Here is a 21000-nt window from a genome sequence, read left to right on the forward strand (position 1 = left end):
TAAAGGGGAGCGTATATGCTTGATGAAAAAAGCCTTGAAAGATTAAAAGATACTTCTATGAGACTACAAAATATCTTTGATATTTGTAATGAGTTTGGTGGCATTTGCAACGCATTACAAGATTCAAAGATGGCTCAACCTGCTATTGTTATGCACCTTATCGTGTGCAAAAAAAATATAGAAAAGATAGTTTTTAGCGGGAACAATGTATTTGAATTTCTAACAAAAGAAGACATGAGGGGATTTAAAGCTATTAGAAATATCGCAACACATGATTACGATGGACTTAATTTCGCAATTATTGAGGCAACCATCAAAGAATATCTACCTCCTATTAAAGAAAGAATCGATCTCTTCTTGCAACAACAAATCAACTAGTAACTCCCACTTGACATTCCAAATTTTTACACAACAAGCTTCTTACCTAGAAACTTTTATATCTCTATGAAAATCTTTTGAGAAGCTTTTGGGTATCTTTTGGGAATATATTTACTACTTTCGTGCTTGACACCACTTCATAGATACTTTTGGAAATCTTTTTTGTCTTATTTGGAAACTTTTGGGTATCTTTTTTATCCTAAAATTTTCCCATTTGAAACCCATTTTCTATCCATATATAATTGTGGCAAAAAACAAAAGGAGTCATTATGACACAGGATATGGATTTGCATACCATAAGAGAATCTTTAGAATATTGCCAATCGGCAATGGATTTTCTCTCAAGAAAAAAAGAGAGCTTAAAAGCAAAAGAAAAGGAGCGTTTAGCAAGAGATAAGATTTTAGGAGATGAATTCTACACGCACCTTAAATCAAGTGCTAGAGTGAAATCATACCTTATTGAAAAAGGTGAAAAGATAAGAATATATAAAGACTTGATTTGCCACAAACTGCCGACAGGAAATGATTTATCGCTTGCCTTTAGCTTTAGGCACCAAGATAGTTTCACTGAACCACACATTCAACCTTTGGAACCATACCAAGAGGCAGTTATGGTATGCTACAAAGATTTTGCATCATATTTGCAAAAAATAGATTCTACTACATGGCAGTTTGATAAATATATTTTTGAGCTATCTCCTATGCAAAATGCCACCTATTACTTTCACAATGTGCGTTTTCCTAAGGAAAATTATAAGATCTATGGCTTCAAAAGAGAGGGGACTCAAATCATAGAACATAGGGAGCTACTACCCCAAACTTTAGATTTAGCACATTTTGATACAGATTCCTGTGTCAAGGTTGTAGCAAATAGTTTTGAGGAAGCAACACAAAAAGCTATTAAAGCAGGATTAGATATAAGCTACCTCAGCCCTTATTCAGAATACAATGTAGTGCTAATAGAACATGAGGATAAACAGAGGCAATTTAGATTATTTAGCAAAGATGACGAAGGTAAAGCCTTTTTGCATAACAAGCCTCTTTGCTATGAAGTTAATAGGCAAGAACATCTCATTTCATTGCGACTAAACTTGCTTTATGATGTGAGACATAATTTAGATATTGCTTACAGGATCAAAAAAGCTTTTGGTATTGATTTTGATCAATTGCTTAATGACATAGAAAGCGGCAGGATTACCTTTGTTTGGGATGATGACTACTTTCGAAATGAGAAACTTTTTAGATTCGCTAAAGAGAACTTCAAACAAACAAAGGAATACAAAGCCTATCTATCTTGGACAATGGAGTTTGAAAATGAATAAAATCAAAGAACTAGAAAGCAAAAATGCCAAGCTAAAGGATCTTTTAGAGAAGAATGCACAAGCTATATCATTTTTTCATGATATGGTGAGAAAACCTAAGGAAGCTATGGAAATGCAAGAAGTTGCTAAAGTCCTCAATATCCAAGGAATGGATAAGGCGAGACTCTATGCTTTTTTGCGCAATGAAGGCATTTTAACAATTGGCAATCATCCCTACCAAGAATATATCGATAAAGGCTATTTTGCAGTGGTTGTCAGAAACAGACCAATAAGCTATGGCATACAAACACATGCTAAAACGCTTGTGTTTCCAGCAGGCTTGGCATTCATCCATTCTTTACTGGCTCAATATTTAACCCATAGCCCTAAAACCCATAAAGAGCTATTAAAAAAGCAACAGGAAAAAGAAGTTGCTGGCAAAAGAATAGTTGGCAAAGATATAAGTAAATATAAGATATTCTTGTCTCTCGCGCAACAAAGAGGCGTTGTGTTTATTTAAAGACATCCCATTGTTAAACTATTTTGGATATAATTTCAATCCTTTGGGGATTTTATAGAGAGTCCCCACCCCACTTCTTAACTTCATTCAAAAAGTAATCAGAGTCTTAGAAAATATGATATATTGTACGCTTATGACATAAGGAGTTAAACATGCAAGTATCACTCAACAAGTGGGGTAACAGCGTAGGGCTTAGGATTCCAAATAGTATTTTGCGCGAGCTTAATCTTAATTCTAGCAGTAGTGTAGATGTAAGAGTTGAGAATGGCAAGATTATTATAGAACCAATTGGCAATGCGAAGCTCAATGTATTGTTAGGTGCTATCACAAATGAAAATTTGCATGGTGAAATTAGCTGTGGTGTGGTAATTGGCAAGGAAAACATAATCTAAAATCTCAGTGCCTTTAGAAAACTCATAAAATCTCTCCTATCTTTTAACTTTCACTTCCAAATTCTAAATTTTCCCCATTTGAAACCCCGAAGCTCACGCCCTATAATACTGCCACCAAAACTACTTTAAGGGCTTAATCTTACCTAAAGGAGGCGAAAATGAAACATAGGCTATAGTTTAATTTTAGGGTATTAGAATAACTCACAAGAGATTGCCACCGTAAAACAAGCAATGGAGGTATTAAATGAGTAAGTCAGAAATCTTTTTTAGAAACATTAATAAAGGGGAGCAAAGACTTTTGAAAGCAATCTTTGCTGATAAAAGCTTTATGGAGCTACTCAAAAGAGCTGAAATCTCTAAAAATGAGATAAAAAAAGCAATCAAAGCATGCGAATACTGCTTTTCGTGTGCCAGAGGGGCTAAAATCTATAGAAACTCTAGTAAAACCTTTAGCTTTTGTTCTTTGTCAAAAGAAGGGCGCAAATTGGTTGTAAGCTTTGAAGCTTGGCTTTTAAAAGGAAAACTTCCTATATTTGAATACAAAATCAAATAACAAGGAGCATTGCATGCTGGATTTCATCTCAACGACAGAAACCTATGATGATTTGGTAGAAATCGAATTTGATGGCACTATAACTATCGATACTACTAAAATCAGCGTAGATGACTTTAAAGAGGAGCTTAAAGAGTTCTTGGCTCAATATGAGGGCTAGCTATGAAAAAAGAGAGTGGTTTTATGACTTCTCTCTTTTAATTAAATTCTAGTATCATTAGGGATACAAAAAAAGGAAAACAATAATGAATGATTTTGAATTAGTCTCCTCCTATTCGAGGAAACAAGCTATAGAAGATGGTGTTTTAGTTGATGTAAGTAAAATGGCACAAGAAGCAGGGTTTAAATATCCTACAGCCATTACCAGTTCCCTTTATGCCTTGCTTAATGAAAATAAGCCTGAGACAGAGGATTTTGAGGGGAGATTATGGGATATACTAAATATTTTGCGCCTTAAAATTGCAGGTACCAAAGATTTGAAAACCGATAGGATTGATTTTTCTGTCCATATTAATACTCCAAACACTAAGGAAAGCGATATGCACAAGCTTAAATGTATTTGTAGTGGAGGCGATAGCGCAGAACCTGTTCTTACGATTATGTTTATCAATGAGGATTAATCACCAACTGCTTTGCTTGTAAAAAGAAAATGGGTTTGTAGTTTCTCTTTTTAATGGCTTATAGTATAATACGAGAAAATAATCTCTTAAGGAGAGGGCTTGATTAACCAAGAAGTATTGAGACATTTTGCTTGCTATGTGTGGTGGGAAAAGCCTGATGACATCATAAGAGAAAACCCACTACGAGTTATTGCAAATGCTATGCGCTATGCAAATAACACAAATGAATATGTAAAACTTCTAGAAGCAGGAGATGATACATTGAAAGAAGCTCTCTCTCAAGCACAAGCTGGTTGGTTTGATAAAAAAAGCTGGCATTATTGGCATTATATGCTTTATGGATTAGACATAAAGATTCCGCCACTACCAAAAAGAGGATTCTTGAAATAAATGGAAACAAAAACAATAAAGCCAAGGTTAGATATTTTACCACCAGAACAGCTAAAGATCTATCAACATTTGGGGCAAATAACCAAACTTGATTTCACTCTTTTTGGTGGAACAGCACTTGCCCTGCAGTTAGGACACAGACAATCTATAGATTTTGATTTTTTTGCAAAATTTGATATAGATTTGGTTATGGATACTCTCTTAAATCTTAATTCAATAAAGGCTGACAAAATACTACAACAAGACAAAGACACGCTGGTTTTTATTACAGATAGTAATGTGAAATTGTCTTTTTTTGGTGGATTGGATTTTGTAGAATCTGCCAATAAAGTAGTAACTGATGATAAAACACTCATAATGGCAGACATAGAAGCCTTGCTTGCCACAAAACTAAAAGCTACTTGTGATAGGGCGGAATACAAAGATTATTTTGATATTGCGAGCATTTTAAAACACACACCAGCAAACCTAACAACAGGTTTAGAAAATGTTTCTAAGTTTTTTGGAGATGACTACCCATCAATCCAGATTCTTAAGGGATTAACATATTTTGAAGATGGTGATTTGTATAAATTAGAGCAAGACGATAAAGAAGTTTTGCTAGGAGCTACAAAAGAAGCTAGTTCCTCTATTAAAAAGCGCAGAAGCTTATAAAAAGAGAAAGCTTCTGTCTTTACTAGCCCTATCCTAACACCGCTAAAATCTCATTTGTTTTCGCTTCTTTAGTGCATTATAATTACCTCATCAAAACACACAAGGAGCGAACAATGAAACCTCAAACAGCAAGCACACTAAAAATCAACAAGAAAGAACTTGAGGAATTTATCGAGCTAAATAAATGCTTTGATAATGAAACAAGCAGTTTGCATATAGGAAGCATGAATAATGCAAAGGGTGAAAGTGAGGACTGCTTTTTGGAATTTAGACCAAGCGAAATGGACAATACATTTTACTTTGAAATCATCACTTTAGATAACACTACAAAGCAATTCTTTTGTATTGATAGCTGGAAAGTTGAATATGGAATGGATCTTTCTAGTATCTTTGAAATCGCAGACCAACATCTTGCAATGTGTCAGGCAAAGATTCAAAAGAAGTTAAGTGCTTAAGCCCAAAGGCTTAAAGCATTATTCTAGCACTTCAAATTTGTATGGAACCGAGGTGATACCACTTTCTCTTATAAGTTGAGTAATACCATTTGCCTGTTGGCTTGGTTCTGTGTAAGAGTTATAAGATGGTGCATAAATTCTTGATAGTGCAGCAATCTTTTCCTCATTGCTTTTTAACTTGTTAAGCTCATTATAAATATCAGTAGCCTTGCTTAATGAAGTTGGGTGCAAAATACCCACCACAATCATTTTAACATTATAATCTTCTAGGCGTTGGTTGATTTGAGCCAACTCATCTTTACAATAAGGGCAATTTGGATCGCTTACGATATAGAGCGTTTTATTTGTTTTTTTCTTGCTTTTGAGGCTAATAACAGGGTATTTATTCTCTTTTAGCCCATAAATAACCTTATCAGATACGCTCTTGTTGTTAAACATTTGAACATCTTGAAGTTCTTTTTGTAAAGCCAACAAGAATTTATCATTTCCTGTTAAAAGCGTAGAATCCGTGCCAATAAGCGTTTCTCCTTTTTTATCTGCAAAAAAGAGCATTTGTTGTCCACCAGATTCTAGCGTTACAAGATTAAGCCCCTCCATTTCTTTAATGGGTGTTTCTTTTACCACTTTGATATTTTGTCCTGTTTTTGCGACTAAAAGTTTCTCTAGTTTTGCTTGAGAAACCTTATCGGCAAATACAAAACTACAAAGTCCTGCTAAAAGTATAAGTCCTATTTTTTTCATAGTATTCCTTTGATAAAAATTTGATTTAAGGGGGAAGCCCCTTAAAAAGAGTGTTTAGGCACCAAGTTTGCCTATTTTTTGAGAGAGAGTATCAATTTTTTTAGCATACTCTTGAATTTGAGATGAAATTTGCGCTTGAATTTCTTTAATCTCTTTGCTCATCTCAATAACCTCTGAGGCATCGTTAATGTTGGTGTAAGTAAGCGCGTCATTAATCCTATTGGCTGTGTCTGAAAGCCTTCTGATAACATTCAGATCTCTTGTTGTTTCCCTATCTGCAATAAAAATTGAAACATTTCTTAATTGCGGTAGGTTTTGAAGCAAGATATTAGTGAGCCTTGCAAAATCTTGTTGGCGCACAATATCAGCACCACTTCTAAAGTCTTGTTTGAGATAGTTTGTAATATTACGCCTTCTTTCTTTGTAGTATTGCGCCTGTCTTTTTCTATACTGCTCTATTTGAGCAGGTGTTCTATTTTGTCTTTGATTCCCCTGCGTAGCAGTAGCTTCACTTGTCGTAGTTTCTGTATTCTCTTGTGTTACAGCTTCTGTTTTCTTAGCCATGTTATTTCTCCTTGTTTTTTACTACCGACATATCCAGTAGTGTAAGTTTTAAACTTGTCCCCTAAAAAGAGGAGTTGATATTTGCTTGCGCTCTAACCTACATAACGCACCTAGCCCATGTATCTTATGGGGAATTTATTTTACTTCACCATCTTGCACCTCCTATTTATGGATTAAAGGTGCTATTTTTACACCCTATAAGCCATCATTTTGCTCATTAATATCATCTTGTATATCCAAGATAACATTATTACAGATAAGCAGGATTTGGCTAAAAGCCTCTTCCAGCTCTACTCTATCTAATGTCTCCGAATATCTTATTTTATGCAGAAAATGACTTGCCAAAGCAGAAGCTATGTTAAGTCTTTGGATATACTCTTCCATTATAACCTCCAAATTGTGGTTTTTACTTGCTAACCTTTTGGTTATCAGCCATTGGCTCGATTGCAAGCAAATTACCAATTGCGTTATAATATTCAGAATTTTTAAAAGTTCTAATGTGCTTGGTGTATTGCGTATCGATAAAGTAGCCACCACCACCCACAAAAATAAAGGCATCAAGCTTATCTATCTCATTAGAATACTTAGATTCTAAGAAATTCATTATATCTTGAGTGTAGGCTTTTTTCAATTCATCAATATAGCTAGATAAGTCATGTTCTTCGCCACGAAGCTTATACTTGCCCTCTACGATGATTTTTAAAGCTTCTTTATTTGTAATGTTGGTATTAAACTTTTCTTTAATGTGTTTTTGCATACTTTCAGCTATTTGAACAACACCCTTTTTTTCAAAGGAGTTGGCTTCATTTAGCCTACCTTTCTGAATAACACCATCATACACAAGCACAATATCAACCGTGCTAAAGCCTATATCTACAAGAATGTAGTCTTGTGGCTCTTGTTCTTTACCTTTCCAGAAGTCTTGCAATGCTTTTACTGCGCCAACCCCTTGAGGTATAACGGTAACCTTTATATTATAATCTTTATCGTTTATTGTAAAGTGTTCTAAGCGTTTTTTGAAAGATTCTGCATGTGATTTATGAGCAAGTGCCAATCCCACGGTAATCTCTTCAATATCACTAGGTTTTAGATTTTCCTTGCGCCTAATCTCCTCTATTAACAAAGGCGCATAAAGCTCTAAGTCCTTATATGTAGAGATTTCTTTAATAAGCCTAAAGTCCTGTTTGAGAGCAAGAGAGCCTACATAGTAATTTTTACCATCCATTACACAAATACTCTCATCTTCCTCTATATCATCTGGACATAAAGCCACTACACTTGGAAACTTCTTTAACGATATGTCGCCCTTTTTGTTTTTGAAGCAGTATTTGGTATGTCCAAATCCTGTATCAATGCCTAGTTTCATGCTATCTCCTTTTTTGGTTTTACTTTGTCATGTCAAACTCATTTGTTATGCTATTAAGGGAAGTGGAACCTTCTTCGCTATAAGTTTGCTTTTCTTGTTTCTCAGCCTTTGGGGCAACCTTTTTGCTTTCTTGAATTTTTTGTGGTTGTTGCGTTGCGAGGGACTTTTGAGTCTTAGCATTAGAAAACAAACTCAAAATCTCATCAACCTCATCATCGTTTTTGTGTTTTTTTAAGACCGATTCAAGTGTGTTCTTATGATTGCTGATGACTTCATAGAGCAAATCAGTAACAATTATAGAGCGTTGCTTGCCAAGTCTTTGCAAAAACTTCTCAACATTACCACGGCATGTTAATCCGTATTTCAAGCTTCCTCCTTTCTCAAGATTAAGACAAAAAATGCAAAAAAACAAAATTTCCCTATATTGATGTATATATACATTAATAAAAGGCGAAAAAATCAATTTATCTTTCTGCATTTACAATGACACCCAAAAAGATACTTTTGAGACACTTTCGGGGAACTTTAAAAGATGGGAAAATAAAGCATAAAATTTCAAGACACCTTTAGGCTTCTTTTAAGCTACTTTTGAGAAGCTTTTATGATACTTTTAGGTTTCTAAGATTTTAAAGTTTGCTTTTTGGAAACTTTTAGAAATCCTTTTGACATCTTTTAAGAAGCTTTTAGGCACCTTTTTTGAAAACAAGCATATAAAGGCTCCATTTGGGATACTTTTTGGTATCTTTTTGGAAACTTTTGAACTGCTTTTTAAGAATTTTATGCTTTAGGGAAAACTTTTGGGCTACATTTGGGAAGCTTTTTGTATCCTGATATATCCCAAAAGACACTTAACTCTCCAATTTGGCTTACAAAAATGGCTTTTTTTCTCCGAAATTCTTGTGCCTTTAAATTCCAAAAACTCGGAAAATATGGGCTTTTTGTCAAAACATAGGCATAGTTTTAACAAAAAATACATTTCAGTAAAGTTCAAATATGGATAGTCAAGTGATGGCATAATACTAAATCTTTTTTTGACAAAAGTCAAGTGAAAGAAGCCCTTTATATCAAGCTTTTTTTATATGCTAAATGATATTGCTTTTGCTAAAAAAATGTCTTATAATACTTTCATTTCCACTAAACTTTTTGCAACAAAACCATTACTTATCAAACAGCATTGGTGTGCAAAAAATATGCTTTTAAAGGGATACGATGTTTAATTTTATAGAAATAAATGAGCTTTGTGAGAAGTATTTTCTCACTGAAAATGGCTTAAATAACCTCATTTTAATGACAGCTAAAAGATTCTATAAGGGCAGAAAAAATATCATCTTTGTTGATATGGAAAAGCAACTTTTCTGCTACAAAAAAGATGATACTTTCTTGTATTTTAAGCCAAGAAATAAGGATATTAATGGCTTCAAAAAGCTATTAATCAAAGAGCTTGATAAGCACAAAAAACATATCATAAAAAACAATCCATCAATAGCAAGGAATGCGTTTTTTAACAAAATAGGTGGCAAATATATCAAGGCTCATATCATCGAAATAGCAGATGAAATGGTTATTTTTTCAATCTTAAAGAATGGGCAAAAGGTAGGAAATTACATTATAAATGTTGAAATAAGTGAGTTTTTTGCAAATGATATTGTGGAAATAGGACACAATTTTTGGCTCAAAATCAAGGACATTGAGTTTGGAAAATCACACTTTATACTCTCTTGCACAAGAAAAGATAATGGTGTTATTAAGCTGGAATTTATGGAAGTTTTTAACTCAATGGTGAGAAAATTTTTATCTAAAAACAACGCAAAAAACACCTTCACAAAAGAGGATTTTCAATACAAAATTCTTGGTGTTTATATCAATAAAAAGGAGGTAAATATAGAGATTTGGAATAAAAATATTCACAAATTTGTGGCTTCAGTAGGCGGAATTTTTGAGAAAAGAAGTAATTTTAAATTGAAATGGAGAGTGAAAAATGAAACAAAATAACATCAAAAAAGCTAAGTCTTTTGTAAATGAAATTAACAAAGAAAGTGGCTTTAAAAAGGTTGTTGTTTTTGGGGAAAGCGTTAAGATTCCTAACGACTTTTACGATTCCTTGAAGTTTATCGTAACTGAAATAGGCTGGGTATCTCTTATGAAAACAACCCAATTCAAGGAGCTAAAAGAGCTTGTCAAGGCAATAGCCAATGAGCTTAAAGAGCAAAAAGCGAGGCAGAAAGAGGAGGAAGCTAGAGCCAATAGGTTTAAAGCACCCAAAAGGGATTTTAAGCTTGAAGCAAATCACCCAAAAGAGGAAGCTACTCAAATACCAGCAGAAAACAAAGAAACAAAGGAGTAAGCTATGAGTAACATATTCCCACCAGCAAAAGAGATTGCTTTTAAAGAAGTAGGGAAGTTTGAGTATGGTGAAATACTAGATGCCATTATGCTTTTTCGCGAGGAGAACATGTTCAACACGCTTTATAATGCGCTAGCACATGTAAATAACCTTTGCATTAAGCAGGAAAAAAACGATGAACTAGCATTCCCACTTATTTTAGACACAGTGCTATTTGATGCCTACAATGTGGAATACAATGCGTTTATCGAGGGTGTTAGCCTAAGCTTTAGTGAGGACACAAGACGAAGCTTTATTCTTGATTTTGGATTAACAAGAGGCAAAACAAGAGGACAGCAGTCAAATGCGCCACTAATGCTAGGTTTTGTGCTTGAAACACTAGGGGTAGTTTTTATCAATCCTGATAGGTTTAGAGGAAGGGCATATTATAAGCCTATAGTCTATGTAAATGAAACAGGAGAAGCAGTGCAAATGGCTAGCCTTACGATAAGAGCTGAAATGCTAAAGCATGTATTTTACAATAGCAAAGAGGCTGAGGAACTTATAGATAGCCTTAGCAGGTTTGTTTCAAAGAAAGTTCTTTATGAACAGGTTGCCTATGGAAATACGCAGTGCAAGGACTACTGGAAAAAGAACAAAAAGCTAGTAAAAACTCTTTATTCTCTTTAGTCTTATAGTCTTATAAGTATATATACACAATATTCTGCTTATGATGGAGTATTTTGTATATGTCTTATAATCTTTGTATGTATGGTATGTATGGTATGTTAGTTATGTTTGATATGTTTGGTATGTCTTTTTATGTGAATAATTTTTTATGAAATAAAAAATTCAAACACGCTTATAAAAATCTGGAGAACGAAAATGGAGTTTAGTAAAATACAAGAGTGGCTTTTAAAAACAAAGGATCTTATTGTTGCCACTTGGACCAGTGCGGAGTATAATATTTTTGAGCAAGTTGTTATTGTGGTTTTTGGAATCTTGATAGTATATTTTCTCGTTGCTATAATAAATACTCTTTTTAGGGCTTTATTTGCCCTTAAAAACCTTTTTATACCAAAATCTAGGCAGATACACCCAAAAAGCATTAAAAGCGAAATTTTACCCAAAAGAACGCTAAATAGAAGCAATTTCTCTAAAAATGAAGAAAAAGTGGGACTTTGGAGTGTGTTTAAGAATTTAAATAGGGCAAGAGCTTTGAGTAAAATCGAAAAAGATATGGCAAAAGACAAGCCACTAAAAGTTCCACTCTCTACTGCATTGTTTATGATACAAAACTTCAAGCAATACAATTACTTTAGTAGTGAGGACGGCAAGGTTCTTTTTGACAAGGTTAAAAAAGATATTGAAATAGAGGAAACAAAAGCAGTTGAACAAGAAAAAATTGAGGATAGCAATATGCTATCTGGGCAAGATATGCTTAAAAAGATTTTACCTGCAAATATCGAGGTAAGATTTAATAGCGATGGCAATATCGTTTCTTTTAAAGACAAAAATGTTGAGCAACAAAAATTGAGTGCTGAATTTGCAAAAGAAACCAACAATGAACTAACATTTACAAAAGGACAAGAACAAAAACAAGAAAATGACATCTACTCTGCTTGGCTCAATCAACCACAAGAGGAAAAAATTGAAATCCAAAAAACTGCACCAAAAGCTAAGGACTTAAAGAGACAAATACAAAAAGCAAAACAAGAGCAAAAAATAGACATCTCAAATGATTTTATTGATGATCTGGTTGAGGATACAATAGATAAGCTCGCCGATATGAAACCAGACGAGTTTTATGTTGATGACATTTTGAATGATTTAGATCCAAATGAACAGCTCAAAAAGGAGCAAAAGCAACAGCCTAAAAAGAACACAAAAAAAGACATTATAGAGAAACGAAAACAGCAGCAAAAACAAAATGAGCGAACACCAAAACAGCAAGAGGAAAATATTGCAGATAAATTGCCACAGGTTGATAATGATTTTATAAGCCCAGCACAACAAAAACAAGAAAATATTTTAGATACTAAGTCAGAGGAAAACCCATCTAAGCAATCTCAAAATTTTCAATCACAACAAACAAAGAATATTGACTTTAAGATACAAGTTGTAGGTGATAGTGCTTTTGCGGATAAGCTCAAAGAGTTTTTGGAATCAAATGTTCAAAAAGACGACATAGAAAACGGAATGGTTTTACTTGATAAACAGGAAGGCTGCATTTTATTTTCCGAGAACTTTTTTGCTAGATTTCCAGGTTTTGCTGGAAATGGGAATAAGCAAGTTATGATTACAGCAATATCAAAAATGCTAGGAGCAGGTTTAGCTAGAAAGATAAGGGAAAATAAAGTATTCTATGCTGTGGATTTGAGAGGGCAAAATACGAGCGTAATTTTCCCCTAAAATTATCGTGCTTTTTTTGAGGGGTGCAAAAAAAATCGCTGTAACGCCCTAGCATAGGTTGAAAGATAGCCCTTGTTTGAAACACTTCATTTTCAAAAAGTGCAAAATAAGGGACAGCAAATATCCTCTGTAGTCCCCTAAAGTAGGCAAATATTGCAAAAAAATTGTAATATTACAATTTTTGCGTATTTTAGGGCTTTCAAAGGCATAAAACATATTGATTTTGACTTGAAGTTTAGATAAAATGTATCTTTCTTTCCATAAAAATGCACAAACAATACATAAAAAGCACGAAAGTGTCTTGTCCTTTGCTTTAAAAAAGGGAGAGTTATGTTTTGCGCACCGATAATTTGAAACAAAATAGTTTGACAATTTTAGCTAGGAGGATTTTCATGCAAAATCAAACTAATCCAGAAAGTATGCCTTTAAAATCAGAATCTTACGGACTATTTCTTAATTTAAATGGAGTTGCTGAAATTTTAGGGACAAGCACTAGAACAGCAAAGAAATTTGTTAAACAGGCAAATATTCCGCAATATAAGCTTAATCGAAAAAATATTCTTTACATGACCACTGAAGTTCTAAATGCTGTTGTGGCACTGAGAGAATCCAAATAGATGATGTTTATGTTTGGCAAAAAGAAAGAGTTAGGCATAGTAGAGATTCTCTACCGCAATTTAAAGCTTCTTAGAAGTATCAACAAGGCTCGAAAAGAAAAAGAGATGGTTTATAGCATAGCACACACTTCAAATAATTTTACCTATCAAGATGCTAGGATTGCTAGTGTTTTTGCGCTTTACCAACAACGATACCCAGAGAGAAGGCTTGAGAGGCTCATTGGCTACCTTCTAAAGGATATGGAGAGACTCAACTTTGAAAAGACAAGCTCCATTCCTCAAAAGTTTGAGCCACAATACACAAAATACCAAAGTAGGTATGATAAGCTAAAAACAATCAATCTCTTATCTCATACAGTTCGAGTATTTTTAATCTCTTTAGAAATCAATAAGAATGTTCCAGATCGATTTGCAGAGCAAGTATCTCTTTTGGCTCTTGTGCATGATTTTGGAAAAAGCCAAAAGGTATTTGACTTTGTTGGAGAAAGCAATAATGAAAAGCATAACCATACAAGTGCTAAATATCTTAATGCTGTAATGGACAGCATGAATGAATATAGCAATGACTTTATTGCCTCTATGTGCGATGCCATTTATTTTCATCATTCTGCCAATGCAGATATGAAACCAGAAGATGTCATAGAAAACGAGTTTATAAGAATGCTCAATCAGTGCGATAGAACAGCTAGAGAACAAGAGTTAAGAGCCATTAATAGGCAAAAGTTGCCACAAAACATGCTCGAAATTGAGGACAAGGAAAGTCGATGACTTTTAGATCACATATTACTTTGGGGCTTATTGGAGGAATTGCTTTAAGCTATATGCCTAAATTAGTTCCTTATACCCAAGAGCAAATATTTGGCTTACTGCCACTAGTAGCTTTAGGTGCAGTATTCCCAGATGTTGATGAACCAAATAGCTTTATTGGGAAAAAAATGCCTGGATTTTCCCACATGGTTTCGTGTCTATTTGGGCATAGAGGATTTACCCACTTTTTGATCTTCCCTGTTCTTTTGCTTTTGGCTGGAATCTATCTTTTCCCAAACTGCAAGGATTACATCTATGCCTTTTGTTTTGGTGTTTTTATGCACCAAGTAGGCGATATGCTTACAAAAAGTGGGATACCTAGCTATTTCTTCCCATTTAGCTTTGGTTTTTTAAAACACAAGGCGGTTTTGTTGCCACAAATATTAAGGATAAGAACAGGCAGTAGCATTGAGATGTTTATTGTGTTGCCTCTATTGTTAATCACTCTTGCCTTTTTATTTTGGGATAAATACAGCAGTGTCATATCGCCGCATATAGGGAGATTTTTTCATGTTAGTTAAAACACCAGAAGCAGTTAAATATTATGGACTGGCTATAGAGATTGAAAGAAAGTTAAAAAGCAAGAAAATTGACATCTCAAAAAAGATAGAGATGAAGAAGCAGATTGAGGAAGCCTATAAAAAGGCTTCTGATGAAGTCTCAACCATACTAAAAAAAGGAGAACAATAAATGTTTGGAAATTCATTTGGACAAAACAACGGGAACGGAAATGGAATGGGCAAAGCTGGAGGCTTTGGCAATCAGCATTGGAAAGCGCAGTATCAAGATGCAAAGAGTGAGAAAGAAGCATATTGGCAATTAAAGAACCATCAAGGCTCTCAGCCAAGGCAACAACCGATGTCGCCAAAAGAAAAAAGTAGATACCCAATATTCTCAGATGTGCAAGAATTGCAAGATGAGTTGCAATCACTTTATGCGAGCGGTTCAGCATTTACAGAACAAAAAACCATTGATATTACGGAATCTGAATATCGTATGCTTCCCTTCAAGATTTTTAGGATCGTGGGCAAAGGCTTAATGTTTATATTCCTCTTTTTCCTCATTACTTTTGGATTTTTTGTGCTTACTGGCGTTTTACAATCAGAAAATGCGTTTGTGTATCCAATCAGCCTTATAATGTTTTTCTGCTCTTTGTTTTTCTACGCCTATGTCGTTTATTCTATGCGACAATTTGTGATACCCAGTGAAAAACAACCTAAAACAAAGCAGTTTTACGCCCAAGTAAAAGCTGGCTGGCGTTTTGTTGAGTTTATACTGGTTATGGTATCAATAGGACTTATTGTAGCTGAATACACCTTTGATAAGTGGGCAAACATCTTATCACCATTGTTTTCTCAAATACAGAAACTCAGCAAAAACTATGTGCAATTAACACCGCAAATCATTGAAAATTCATTGTTCCATACAGCAGGGGTATCCATTATACTTGTTGTAACCTACTTCCTGTTTGTTTATTGGGCAAATAAACGCTTTACAAAAATGCAACATCAGAATGTCTATGCACTTCAAGCTCAATATGATAGAGCTGAAGCAACAAAAAATGTTCTTGATGGCGAAATTTAGTATTTAAGGAGGCTAGAGATGGCTCTATTCCTATCAAGTATAAGCTTCAACGATCTTTCTTTACTTAAATGGATAACCCATTGTCTACCACCCTAGTTGAGATGTTTCAATACCGCTAAATATCTCAACTAATATTCACAGTCGTTTTGGGTAATGACAAGCCTTTGGAGACTTTAAACCCAAATGCCTAATTAGATTTTAGGAAGCCCTACACAAAGTGGCAGTCTCAACAAAAAAAAATCAAAAAGGAGTTTGTAATGACAAATAGCATGTCTTATTGCTTGACCAATAGAGCAGAAACTATTGAGAACAAAAACTTTGTTTCTCGCATTATGTTTTTGTTCCTGCTTGCAGGTGTAGCTATTTCTCTTGCTGCTGGAACCAACCCTTTTGAGTTTATCAAAAATGGATTCTTTCAGATTCTTGAGGAATATATAGCATTTATTGTTCTTGGTATTCTTTGGATTACCATCATTATGGGCATAGGCTTTGGTGGGTTACCTTGGCTACCTGCAGTTGTTACAGGTATTGCTTTGAGTGCTGGATTATTCTTGTATCCAGGAGTATTGTCAGGGCTTAAAGAATGGGCTAAAAACTTTAAACCAACAAGCACGGTTGGAACTTGATACAAAGGTAAGAGATGGCAAAAGAGCGAATAATACGCTTTCCAGATAGGATACATAGATATAGGCTAATTACCGTAATAGAGGCTGATGTATTCTTTCTTGCAGCTGTTAGCTTTGTAGGAATCGTGTTCCTGTTAGCTTTCCTCGGATTAAAGGGGAAGGCTTTCTTAATCGGCGCAGGTATATCAGGCACAGCAACCTATGTATATGTTTTTTATAAGGAAAAGTTTAAAAGAGGTTTTTTAGAGCATTGGGCATACACTAGAGGATTGAGAGATCCAAAATATGAAGGCGAAGAGGATTTGCCAATAGATTTTTTACCAAAAGGATATGACAATGAGTTTAGAGATTAATGAATATGGACCAATGGGCAAAGATGCGATTAATGAAGTAGATAAGCTATTGTTAAACAATAGGCTTTTACAGCTTATAATGGGTGGCTTACTACTTGTTTTATTGATATTGAGCTATGGTTATTTTAAACTTGCTAATGATAAGAAAGTTACAGTCATAATGCCACCTTACGGAGATTTTGAAGTGGCAAAAATGAAAGCTGACCCACTTTATTATAGAGTTTTTGCTGATTATGTTTTAACCAATATGGCTTCCTTTAACACAAGCACCATTAAAGATAAGCTTGTGCGCGCTGGTGCCGTCTTTGATAGAGAAACTTATTTGCTGAAAAAATCAGAGTTTGATAACTACTACAAATCCATTATGACCAATAAAATAGAGCAAGAATACCAATATGATGAAAATCAAGTTGATGTTGTTTTGGATAATGGAGGCTCTACAGCAACCGTTACATATAAGGGTTTTGCTATTCAAAAAATTGCTAATCTCACAAAGATAACCAAACAATGCAATTACACATTTGGTTTTTTTATTAGCGATGGGCGCATTTTTCAAGATTCCGCTTACACAAACTGCTTAAACAACGAATCATTAAAAGAGCTAACAAAAGAGGAAAAGAAAGCTATAGACGAGGATAGAGAGGATATTGTAAGGCGTTCTCAACAACCACAAAGCGACAAAAATATAGATAACAAGATAATTGAAAGAGAGACATTGAACAAAGAGGTTCAAAAGCAAGCAGATTTTGAAAATGAGATAAGAAGTAAGAAAAAAGAAAAGCTTATCGATAGAGAAGCTCTGCTTAATCAAATTCACAAAAATGAAGCTCAAGGCACTCCGAATAGCACCCAACCTATTCAAAGCGAAAATAAGCCCCAAAGCGTTTCAAAAAACAATGATTTGCAAGACACCCAAGAAAATGCAAAAATACAAAATGCAAACAATGATGTTGCAACATCACAAAACACTGCTCAACCAATAGAGCAAACACCAAATGAGGAGGCTACAATTGAATAAGCTACATGCAGCAATAGTTAGTGCATTAATATTAGGGAGCTTAGGCTACGCGAATGGAAACGACAAGATTAATGATGTAATGGAAAACCTTAAACAAGAAATCAATCAAGAAAAAATGCAAAATGGGGCAAATCCTGCAGATGACTATATCTTTGAGGATACATCAAGCATTCAAAATAACACCCCAACGCAACAACAAGATACTGGTTTTATGCAAAACCAACCAATGCCTGCGCAGAATCAAACACCATCGGTAACAAATGATCCAAACTCTACAAATCCTGTAAGAACAAAAAAAGACTATGCAAATATGCCTATTCCTGTAGGCGCAAAGCTTATTACAATGAGGACAGAGCTTGTGCTACCCATAACACAAGAGAAATACACTGTTATCGAGTTTCCATTTGAAATAAGAGCCGAATTTGGCGAGTTTGAAGCTATGCTTTCACAAGAGGAAGCAGATTCTTTAGCTACTGCCTCAAACTCACAAAATGCAGCCGAACAAAGACAGCCTATTTCTATTACACAAAAAGAAAACAAGCTTATCATCAACTCATCAATTACTGGTAAGGCTGAAGCTATAATTTGGGGCGGACCATACCCTGTGGTGGTAAATATTGTCGTCAATTCCAAAAAGAATAAAAATTCTAGTGTAGGCTATTATGTTATCAGAGAACAAGATGTTTATGTTCGCAATGGAAGCAATATAAAAAGGCTTGAGAATAACTCACACGAGAAAGTTTTAAGCATTGTAACTGCTGCAATGTATAAAGACAAAAAACCTAAAGGTTATGAGCTTAAAAATATTAAAAAGACATATAAATATAAAGATTTAGGCATAACATTAATTCATGTCTATACTTTAGAGGGTGATCATTACCTAGGCGAGAAATGGGAGATTATGAACGATGACAAAAAGAAAAGCTTAAATCTCTATGAGGAAATGTTTTATGCTCCAAATATCTACTCTATCTCATTTTTAGCAAATCCTATAGAACCAAAAAAATCAACATCGATGTATATTGTAAGAAAGAATGAAAACAGCAAGAGGCAGTAATTAAAAAGTTATTTTTTAAAAAAAGAAGCTTCCCTCTTTAGGATTAAAAATCTTAAAGAGATTAGGAAACTCCAAAAACAAGAGGATTGCTCCTCTTAAAATGGCAGTTCAGGCTCTTGAATAGCCTTTTTCTGTGCTTTATGCTCCTTATAGAGTTCATCTATAGAAAGAGCATAGATTCCATTGCCACGATCAACACCACCTAAAGCTTTTATAGCTTCTTCTTGCGCTGATTGGACATTACTGATTTTGCCAAAATATGTTCCTTTCGGATTTTCGACAATCTCAATTTTTACACCCAAACTCTCTAAATGCTTCTCCAATGCCTCAAAACTAGCAATTTCTTGCATTGTTTTATGATGCACTGGTTGCTCATTTAGTGTCTCTACAACAGCATCTAAGATGCTATTTTCTGCGCTTTTATTGCTATCTTGAACGATATTATTATGCTGCCACTTTTTAATGGAAGCATTATAAGTGAAGCCCAAGCTTTTTAATAGCGCACTATTGTGAAATACAGCACTACCTTGAGGTGTTGCGGTTTTACCATCAACAACAAGGGTAATTCCTAGTGGTTGAAGGGCTTTTTGAATGTCAGAAAGATTGGTTGGCTCTGAATCAATAATTTCAGCTTGATGCTCAACCTCGTTTCCAGCACCTTGTAACTCCTCTTCAATAAAAGGCATTTCCTTGAAATCATTTGGAAAAGCAAAGCGGAATCCTTGCGCAATAGCAACCTTTTTAATCATTGTCTTCGGTTTGTTTTGCCAAAAACCTCGAACAAGGTTACCATCTTTGAAAAATTCCTGCTTGTACTCATCGTAATCGACCTCATGGTAAAAAGGGTGGATATAATCCGCTCTATAGATCTCAATGCAACCCTTAAGGTTATTTGTTTCCAAAGAACCTTCCGTCCAAGCTTTCCAACCTTGGCATTTGCCTGTTGCATCAGCTTTTTTTAGATACACCTCAAAACCGATGATGATATTAAAGCGTGAACCATAGGGAACTGCATAGATTTCTCTCTTGAAAGGATTTAAGCACAAAGAGCTGCAAAGCTCAATAAACTGCTCTTGCTGAGACACAGGCAATTTTAAATTCATAGAATTTAAATACTCCAACGCCTTAGCTTTCCCTTCATTTTGCGTAATAACCGCACCTTGTACTTGTTGTAATGGTGTAATGCTACCCATAATATGCTCCTTTGCTTACCGCTGGCAAGTAAGACTTTTAAATTTTTACCAACTTGAGTTTAAAAAAACTCCATAAAAGGAACACATTAATCCCCAAGAGGGAATAAAATGTATTCCCTCCAGGAATTTTCTAAAATACTTAAAGTAACGGGTTTGGCTTATAAAGTATCCTCTGTCCTTTTGTAAAAGCGTGTGATTTCTGTAGATTCTTCAAAGAAAGTCTCTGCATCATCAACCGTATGGATTTCTCCTACCCAGCTTTCTGGAACTGCTTGATACTCTTCTTGGGCGATTTCTACAAAACGCGCATCTCTTTCTTTTGCTGTAGCAAAAGTTTCAGAACGCATAGATTCTGCCTCTGTAGGATCTACACTGCACGATGTAATACCATAGATAGTATGCCCATTTATGGGACCCATAAGCCTTGCTGTTACTCCAAATTCTCCGCAACCTTCGTTATCCCAGTTCATTGCGAGATAATCCCCAGAAATAGTAAGGTGTTCGACAAATTCGATAGCAGTTTCCCTTCTAACAATATCTACGTTGAAATCTTCATTGACTTCTTCGTAATACTCTATTTTCTTGAGCAAATACTCTTCAAATTCTTTTTTATTGAAAAAAACTTGAATGTTTTGCTCCATAGAGTCGCTGTGAGAAAATGCCGCGATAACCATTTCTTGCAAGTTTGTTTGTGTTTGTTCCATTGTTTTCTCCTTATGTGTTTTATGTGTTTTGTTGTATTAGATTTAGCAAGACAATGCTATTTCTTGAATGCTTGTGTCAGAAAAGACATTGGTAACATATTTTTCACACCACCCGATGTCTTCTTTTTCTTCTAAGATTCTTGTGATATAGTCATCTTCCTCTAATGCCTTAGCTGTCAAGAATGCACATTTCAAATCATCTGTGTATAGATCATCTATCCACATAAAATCTTTGATTTGTCCGCGCAATTCTTTGTATCTTTGAACTAAATACATGTTGTCCTCCTTAATGGACTTTAAAAAACTAAATCCTAGGAGAATAGGTAGAATACACCCCCTGTTGGGGAAATTCTAAAATATTCCCCAACTAGT

Annotated in this window: 30 protein-coding genes; 22 read left to right on the plus strand and 8 right to left on the minus strand. The window is 34.7% G+C overall.

Annotated features, from left to right (window positions below; all coding sequences use genetic code 11):
* The first annotated feature begins 15 nt into the window (after window positions 1-15).
* The 9 genes from CQA49_RS10495 (at window position 16) to CQA49_RS06810 (ending at window position 5263) form a co-directional block, all read left to right on the plus strand.
* The gene (locus CQA49_RS10495; protein WP_258864252.1) at window positions 16-378 is read left to right on the plus strand and encodes a DUF86 domain-containing protein; all 363 of its coding nucleotides are present in this window, start codon (window positions 16-18) and stop codon (window positions 376-378) included.
* A gap of 269 nt (window positions 379-647) precedes the next feature.
* Window positions 648-1700, plus strand: coding sequence for a hypothetical protein (locus CQA49_RS06775; protein WP_115575210.1), 1053 nt, complete (start codon window positions 648-650; stop codon window positions 1698-1700).
* Window positions 1693-2199: a phage antirepressor KilAC domain-containing protein gene (locus CQA49_RS06780; protein ID WP_115575211.1), complete on the plus strand. Its 507-nt coding sequence runs from the start codon at window positions 1693-1695 to the stop codon at window positions 2197-2199. The genes CQA49_RS06775 and CQA49_RS06780 overlap by 8 nt, the downstream gene beginning before the upstream one ends.
* Window positions 2200-2351: 152 nt before the next feature.
* On the plus strand, window positions 2352-2591 hold the full coding sequence (locus CQA49_RS06785; RefSeq protein WP_115575212.1) for an AbrB/MazE/SpoVT family DNA-binding domain-containing protein: 240 nt from the start codon (window positions 2352-2354) through the stop codon (window positions 2589-2591).
* A 566-nt stretch (window positions 2592-3157) separates the two neighbouring features.
* The gene (locus CQA49_RS10040) at window positions 3158-3304 is read left to right on the plus strand and encodes a hypothetical protein (protein WP_181882629.1); all 147 of its coding nucleotides are present in this window, start codon (window positions 3158-3160) and stop codon (window positions 3302-3304) included.
* An 85-nt stretch (window positions 3305-3389) separates the two neighbouring features.
* Entirely contained in the window at window positions 3390-3764 is a 375-nt protein-coding gene (locus CQA49_RS06795; RefSeq protein WP_115575214.1) for a DUF6573 family protein, read from the plus strand.
* Between the two features lie 99 nt (window positions 3765-3863).
* Window positions 3864-4154, plus strand: coding sequence for a hypothetical protein (locus tag CQA49_RS06800; RefSeq protein ID WP_115575215.1), 291 nt, complete (start codon window positions 3864-3866; stop codon window positions 4152-4154).
* Window positions 4155-4808 carry a nucleotidyl transferase AbiEii/AbiGii toxin family protein gene (locus CQA49_RS06805; protein WP_115575216.1) on the plus strand — a complete coding sequence of 218 codons (654 nt, stop codon included), beginning with the start codon at window positions 4155-4157 and terminating at the stop codon, window positions 4806-4808.
* A 113-nt stretch (window positions 4809-4921) separates the two neighbouring features.
* Complete coding sequence (locus CQA49_RS06810) at window positions 4922-5263, plus strand: hypothetical protein (RefSeq protein ID WP_115575217.1); 342 nt, start codon at window positions 4922-4924, stop codon at window positions 5261-5263.
* Window positions 5264-5281: 18 nt separating this feature from the next.
* On the opposite strand, the gene CQA49_RS06815 is transcribed toward CQA49_RS06810, so the two are convergent.
* The 5 genes from CQA49_RS06815 to CQA49_RS06835 all read right to left on the minus strand — a co-directional run bounded on the left by CQA49_RS06815 (window position 5282) and on the right by CQA49_RS06835 (window position 8301).
* A complete protein-coding gene (locus CQA49_RS06815) occupies window positions 5282-6004 on the minus strand; it encodes a hypothetical protein (RefSeq protein ID WP_115575218.1) in 723 nt (240 codons plus the stop codon).
* A 54-nt stretch (window positions 6005-6058) separates the two neighbouring features.
* A complete protein-coding gene (locus tag CQA49_RS06820; RefSeq protein ID WP_115575219.1) occupies window positions 6059-6568 on the minus strand; it encodes a hypothetical protein in 510 nt (169 codons plus the stop codon).
* Between the two features lie 195 nt (window positions 6569-6763).
* Window positions 6764-6952 carry a hypothetical protein gene (locus tag CQA49_RS06825; RefSeq protein WP_115575220.1) on the minus strand — a complete coding sequence of 63 codons (189 nt, stop codon included), beginning with the start codon at window positions 6950-6952 and terminating at the stop codon, window positions 6764-6766.
* A 22-nt stretch (window positions 6953-6974) separates the two neighbouring features.
* Entirely contained in the window at window positions 6975-7934 is a 960-nt protein-coding gene (locus tag CQA49_RS06830; RefSeq protein WP_115575221.1) for a ParM/StbA family protein, read from the minus strand.
* Window positions 7935-7953: 19 nt separating this feature from the next.
* The gene (locus CQA49_RS06835; RefSeq protein ID WP_147288666.1) at window positions 7954-8301 is read right to left on the minus strand and encodes a hypothetical protein; all 348 of its coding nucleotides are present in this window, start codon (window positions 8299-8301) and stop codon (window positions 7954-7956) included.
* Window positions 8302-9143: 842 nt separating this feature from the next.
* Here CQA49_RS06835 and CQA49_RS06840 point away from each other — a divergent pair.
* From CQA49_RS06840 to CQA49_RS06900, 13 genes are all read left to right on the plus strand, one after another.
* Window positions 9144-9926, plus strand: coding sequence for a hypothetical protein (locus CQA49_RS06840; RefSeq protein ID WP_115575223.1), 783 nt, complete (start codon window positions 9144-9146; stop codon window positions 9924-9926).
* On the plus strand, window positions 9913-10278 hold the full coding sequence (locus CQA49_RS06845; protein ID WP_115575224.1) for a hypothetical protein: 366 nt from the start codon (window positions 9913-9915) through the stop codon (window positions 10276-10278). The genes CQA49_RS06840 and CQA49_RS06845 overlap by 14 nt, the downstream gene beginning before the upstream one ends.
* A gap of 3 nt (window positions 10279-10281) precedes the next feature.
* Entirely contained in the window at window positions 10282-10947 is a 666-nt protein-coding gene (locus CQA49_RS06850) for a hypothetical protein (protein ID WP_115575225.1), read from the plus strand.
* Between the two features lie 195 nt (window positions 10948-11142).
* A complete protein-coding gene (locus tag CQA49_RS06855) occupies window positions 11143-12669 on the plus strand; it encodes a hypothetical protein (protein WP_115575226.1) in 1527 nt (508 codons plus the stop codon).
* A gap of 392 nt (window positions 12670-13061) precedes the next feature.
* Entirely contained in the window at window positions 13062-13286 is a 225-nt protein-coding gene (locus CQA49_RS06860) for a hypothetical protein (RefSeq protein WP_115575227.1), read from the plus strand.
* Window positions 13287-13295: 9 nt separating this feature from the next.
* Window positions 13296-14054 carry an HD domain-containing protein gene (locus CQA49_RS06865; RefSeq protein ID WP_181882630.1) on the plus strand — a complete coding sequence of 253 codons (759 nt, stop codon included), beginning with the start codon at window positions 13296-13298 and terminating at the stop codon, window positions 14052-14054.
* A complete protein-coding gene (locus CQA49_RS06870; RefSeq protein ID WP_115575229.1) occupies window positions 14051-14614 on the plus strand; it encodes a metal-dependent hydrolase in 564 nt (187 codons plus the stop codon). Before CQA49_RS06865 ends, CQA49_RS06870 begins: the two co-directional genes overlap by 4 nt.
* Window positions 14604-14783: a hypothetical protein gene (locus CQA49_RS06875; protein WP_115575230.1), complete on the plus strand. Its 180-nt coding sequence runs from the start codon at window positions 14604-14606 to the stop codon at window positions 14781-14783. Before CQA49_RS06870 ends, CQA49_RS06875 begins: the two co-directional genes overlap by 11 nt.
* Window positions 14784-15677, plus strand: a complete 894-nt coding sequence (locus tag CQA49_RS06880) for a hypothetical protein (protein ID WP_115575231.1) — start codon at window positions 14784-14786, stop codon at window positions 15675-15677.
* 257 nt (window positions 15678-15934) lie between these two features.
* The gene (locus CQA49_RS06885) at window positions 15935-16303 is read left to right on the plus strand and encodes a hypothetical protein (protein WP_115575232.1); all 369 of its coding nucleotides are present in this window, start codon (window positions 15935-15937) and stop codon (window positions 16301-16303) included.
* Window positions 16304-16317: 14 nt separating this feature from the next.
* A complete protein-coding gene (locus tag CQA49_RS06890) occupies window positions 16318-16656 on the plus strand; it encodes a hypothetical protein (protein WP_115575233.1) in 339 nt (112 codons plus the stop codon).
* A complete protein-coding gene (locus CQA49_RS06895; RefSeq protein WP_181882631.1) occupies window positions 16640-17674 on the plus strand; it encodes a TraE/TraK family type IV conjugative transfer system protein in 1035 nt (344 codons plus the stop codon). The genes CQA49_RS06890 and CQA49_RS06895 overlap by 17 nt, the downstream gene beginning before the upstream one ends.
* Window positions 17667-18731 carry a type-F conjugative transfer system secretin TraK gene (locus tag CQA49_RS06900; protein ID WP_181882632.1) on the plus strand — a complete coding sequence of 355 codons (1065 nt, stop codon included), beginning with the start codon at window positions 17667-17669 and terminating at the stop codon, window positions 18729-18731. The genes CQA49_RS06895 and CQA49_RS06900 overlap by 8 nt, the downstream gene beginning before the upstream one ends.
* Window positions 18732-18826: 95 nt before the next feature.
* On the opposite strand, the gene CQA49_RS06905 is transcribed toward CQA49_RS06900, so the two are convergent.
* The 3 genes from CQA49_RS06905 to CQA49_RS06915 form a co-directional block, all read right to left on the minus strand.
* Window positions 18827-19924, minus strand: coding sequence for a RecT family recombinase (locus CQA49_RS06905; RefSeq protein WP_115575236.1), 1098 nt, complete (start codon window positions 19922-19924; stop codon window positions 18827-18829).
* A gap of 158 nt (window positions 19925-20082) precedes the next feature.
* Window positions 20083-20628, minus strand: a complete 546-nt coding sequence (locus tag CQA49_RS06910) for a hypothetical protein (RefSeq protein ID WP_115575237.1) — start codon at window positions 20626-20628, stop codon at window positions 20083-20085.
* A 42-nt stretch (window positions 20629-20670) separates the two neighbouring features.
* Window positions 20671-20904, minus strand: a complete 234-nt coding sequence (locus tag CQA49_RS06915; protein WP_115575238.1) for a hypothetical protein — start codon at window positions 20902-20904, stop codon at window positions 20671-20673.
* Between the last annotated feature and the right edge of the window lie 96 nt (window positions 20905-21000).

It is taken from the genome of Helicobacter sp. MIT 00-7814 (genome assembly GCF_003364115.1).
In the GTDB taxonomy this organism is placed as follows: Bacteria; Campylobacterota; Campylobacteria; order Campylobacterales; family Helicobacteraceae; genus Helicobacter_F.

Bases quoted from the DNA above. Each gene is read 5' to 3' on its own strand.
- CQA49_RS10495 (WP_258864252.1), top strand. From the start codon at position 16: ATGCTTGATGAAAAAAGCCTTGAAAGATTAAAAGATACTTCTATGAGA.
- CQA49_RS06775 (WP_115575210.1), top strand. From the start codon at position 648: ATGACACAGGATATGGATTTGCATACCATAAGAGAATCTTTAGAATAT.
- CQA49_RS06780 (WP_115575211.1), top strand. From the start codon at position 1,693: ATGAATAAAATCAAAGAACTAGAAAGCAAAAATGCCAAGCTAAAGGAT.
- CQA49_RS06785 (WP_115575212.1), top strand. From the start codon at position 2,352: ATGCAAGTATCACTCAACAAGTGGGGTAACAGCGTAGGGCTTAGGATT.
- CQA49_RS10040 (WP_181882629.1), top strand. From the start codon at position 3,158: ATGCTGGATTTCATCTCAACGACAGAAACCTATGATGATTTGGTAGAA.
- CQA49_RS06795 (WP_115575214.1), top strand. From the start codon at position 3,390: ATGAATGATTTTGAATTAGTCTCCTCCTATTCGAGGAAACAAGCTATA.
- CQA49_RS06805 (WP_115575216.1), top strand. From the start codon at position 4,155: ATGGAAACAAAAACAATAAAGCCAAGGTTAGATATTTTACCACCAGAA.
- CQA49_RS06810 (WP_115575217.1), top strand. From the start codon at position 4,922: ATGAAACCTCAAACAGCAAGCACACTAAAAATCAACAAGAAAGAACTT.
- CQA49_RS06815 (WP_115575218.1), bottom strand. From the start codon at position 6,004: ATGAAAAAAATAGGACTTATACTTTTAGCAGGACTTTGTAGTTTTGTA.
- CQA49_RS06820 (WP_115575219.1), bottom strand. From the start codon at position 6,568: ATGGCTAAGAAAACAGAAGCTGTAACACAAGAGAATACAGAAACTACG.
- CQA49_RS06825 (WP_115575220.1), bottom strand. From the start codon at position 6,952: ATGGAAGAGTATATCCAAAGACTTAACATAGCTTCTGCTTTGGCAAGT.
- CQA49_RS06830 (WP_115575221.1), bottom strand. From the start codon at position 7,934: ATGAAACTAGGCATTGATACAGGATTTGGACATACCAAATACTGCTTC.
- CQA49_RS06840 (WP_115575223.1), top strand. From the start codon at position 9,144: ATGTTTAATTTTATAGAAATAAATGAGCTTTGTGAGAAGTATTTTCTC.
- CQA49_RS06845 (WP_115575224.1), top strand. From the start codon at position 9,913: ATGAAACAAAATAACATCAAAAAAGCTAAGTCTTTTGTAAATGAAATT.
- CQA49_RS06850 (WP_115575225.1), top strand. From the start codon at position 10,282: ATGAGTAACATATTCCCACCAGCAAAAGAGATTGCTTTTAAAGAAGTA.
- CQA49_RS06855 (WP_115575226.1), top strand. From the start codon at position 11,143: ATGGAGTTTAGTAAAATACAAGAGTGGCTTTTAAAAACAAAGGATCTT.
- CQA49_RS06860 (WP_115575227.1), top strand. From the start codon at position 13,062: ATGCAAAATCAAACTAATCCAGAAAGTATGCCTTTAAAATCAGAATCT.
- CQA49_RS06865 (WP_181882630.1), top strand. From the start codon at position 13,296: ATGTTTGGCAAAAAGAAAGAGTTAGGCATAGTAGAGATTCTCTACCGC.
- CQA49_RS06870 (WP_115575229.1), top strand. From the start codon at position 14,051: ATGACTTTTAGATCACATATTACTTTGGGGCTTATTGGAGGAATTGCT.
- CQA49_RS06875 (WP_115575230.1), top strand. From the start codon at position 14,604: ATGTTAGTTAAAACACCAGAAGCAGTTAAATATTATGGACTGGCTATA.
- CQA49_RS06880 (WP_115575231.1), top strand. From the start codon at position 14,784: ATGTTTGGAAATTCATTTGGACAAAACAACGGGAACGGAAATGGAATG.
- CQA49_RS06885 (WP_115575232.1), top strand. From the start codon at position 15,935: ATGACAAATAGCATGTCTTATTGCTTGACCAATAGAGCAGAAACTATT.
- CQA49_RS06890 (WP_115575233.1), top strand. From the start codon at position 16,318: ATGGCAAAAGAGCGAATAATACGCTTTCCAGATAGGATACATAGATAT.
- CQA49_RS06895 (WP_181882631.1), top strand. From the start codon at position 16,640: ATGAGTTTAGAGATTAATGAATATGGACCAATGGGCAAAGATGCGATT.
- CQA49_RS06905 (WP_115575236.1), bottom strand. From the start codon at position 19,924: ATGGGTAGCATTACACCATTACAACAAGTACAAGGTGCGGTTATTACG.
- CQA49_RS06910 (WP_115575237.1), bottom strand. From the start codon at position 20,628: ATGGAACAAACACAAACAAACTTGCAAGAAATGGTTATCGCGGCATTT.
- CQA49_RS06915 (WP_115575238.1), bottom strand. From the start codon at position 20,904: ATGTATTTAGTTCAAAGATACAAAGAATTGCGCGGACAAATCAAAGAT.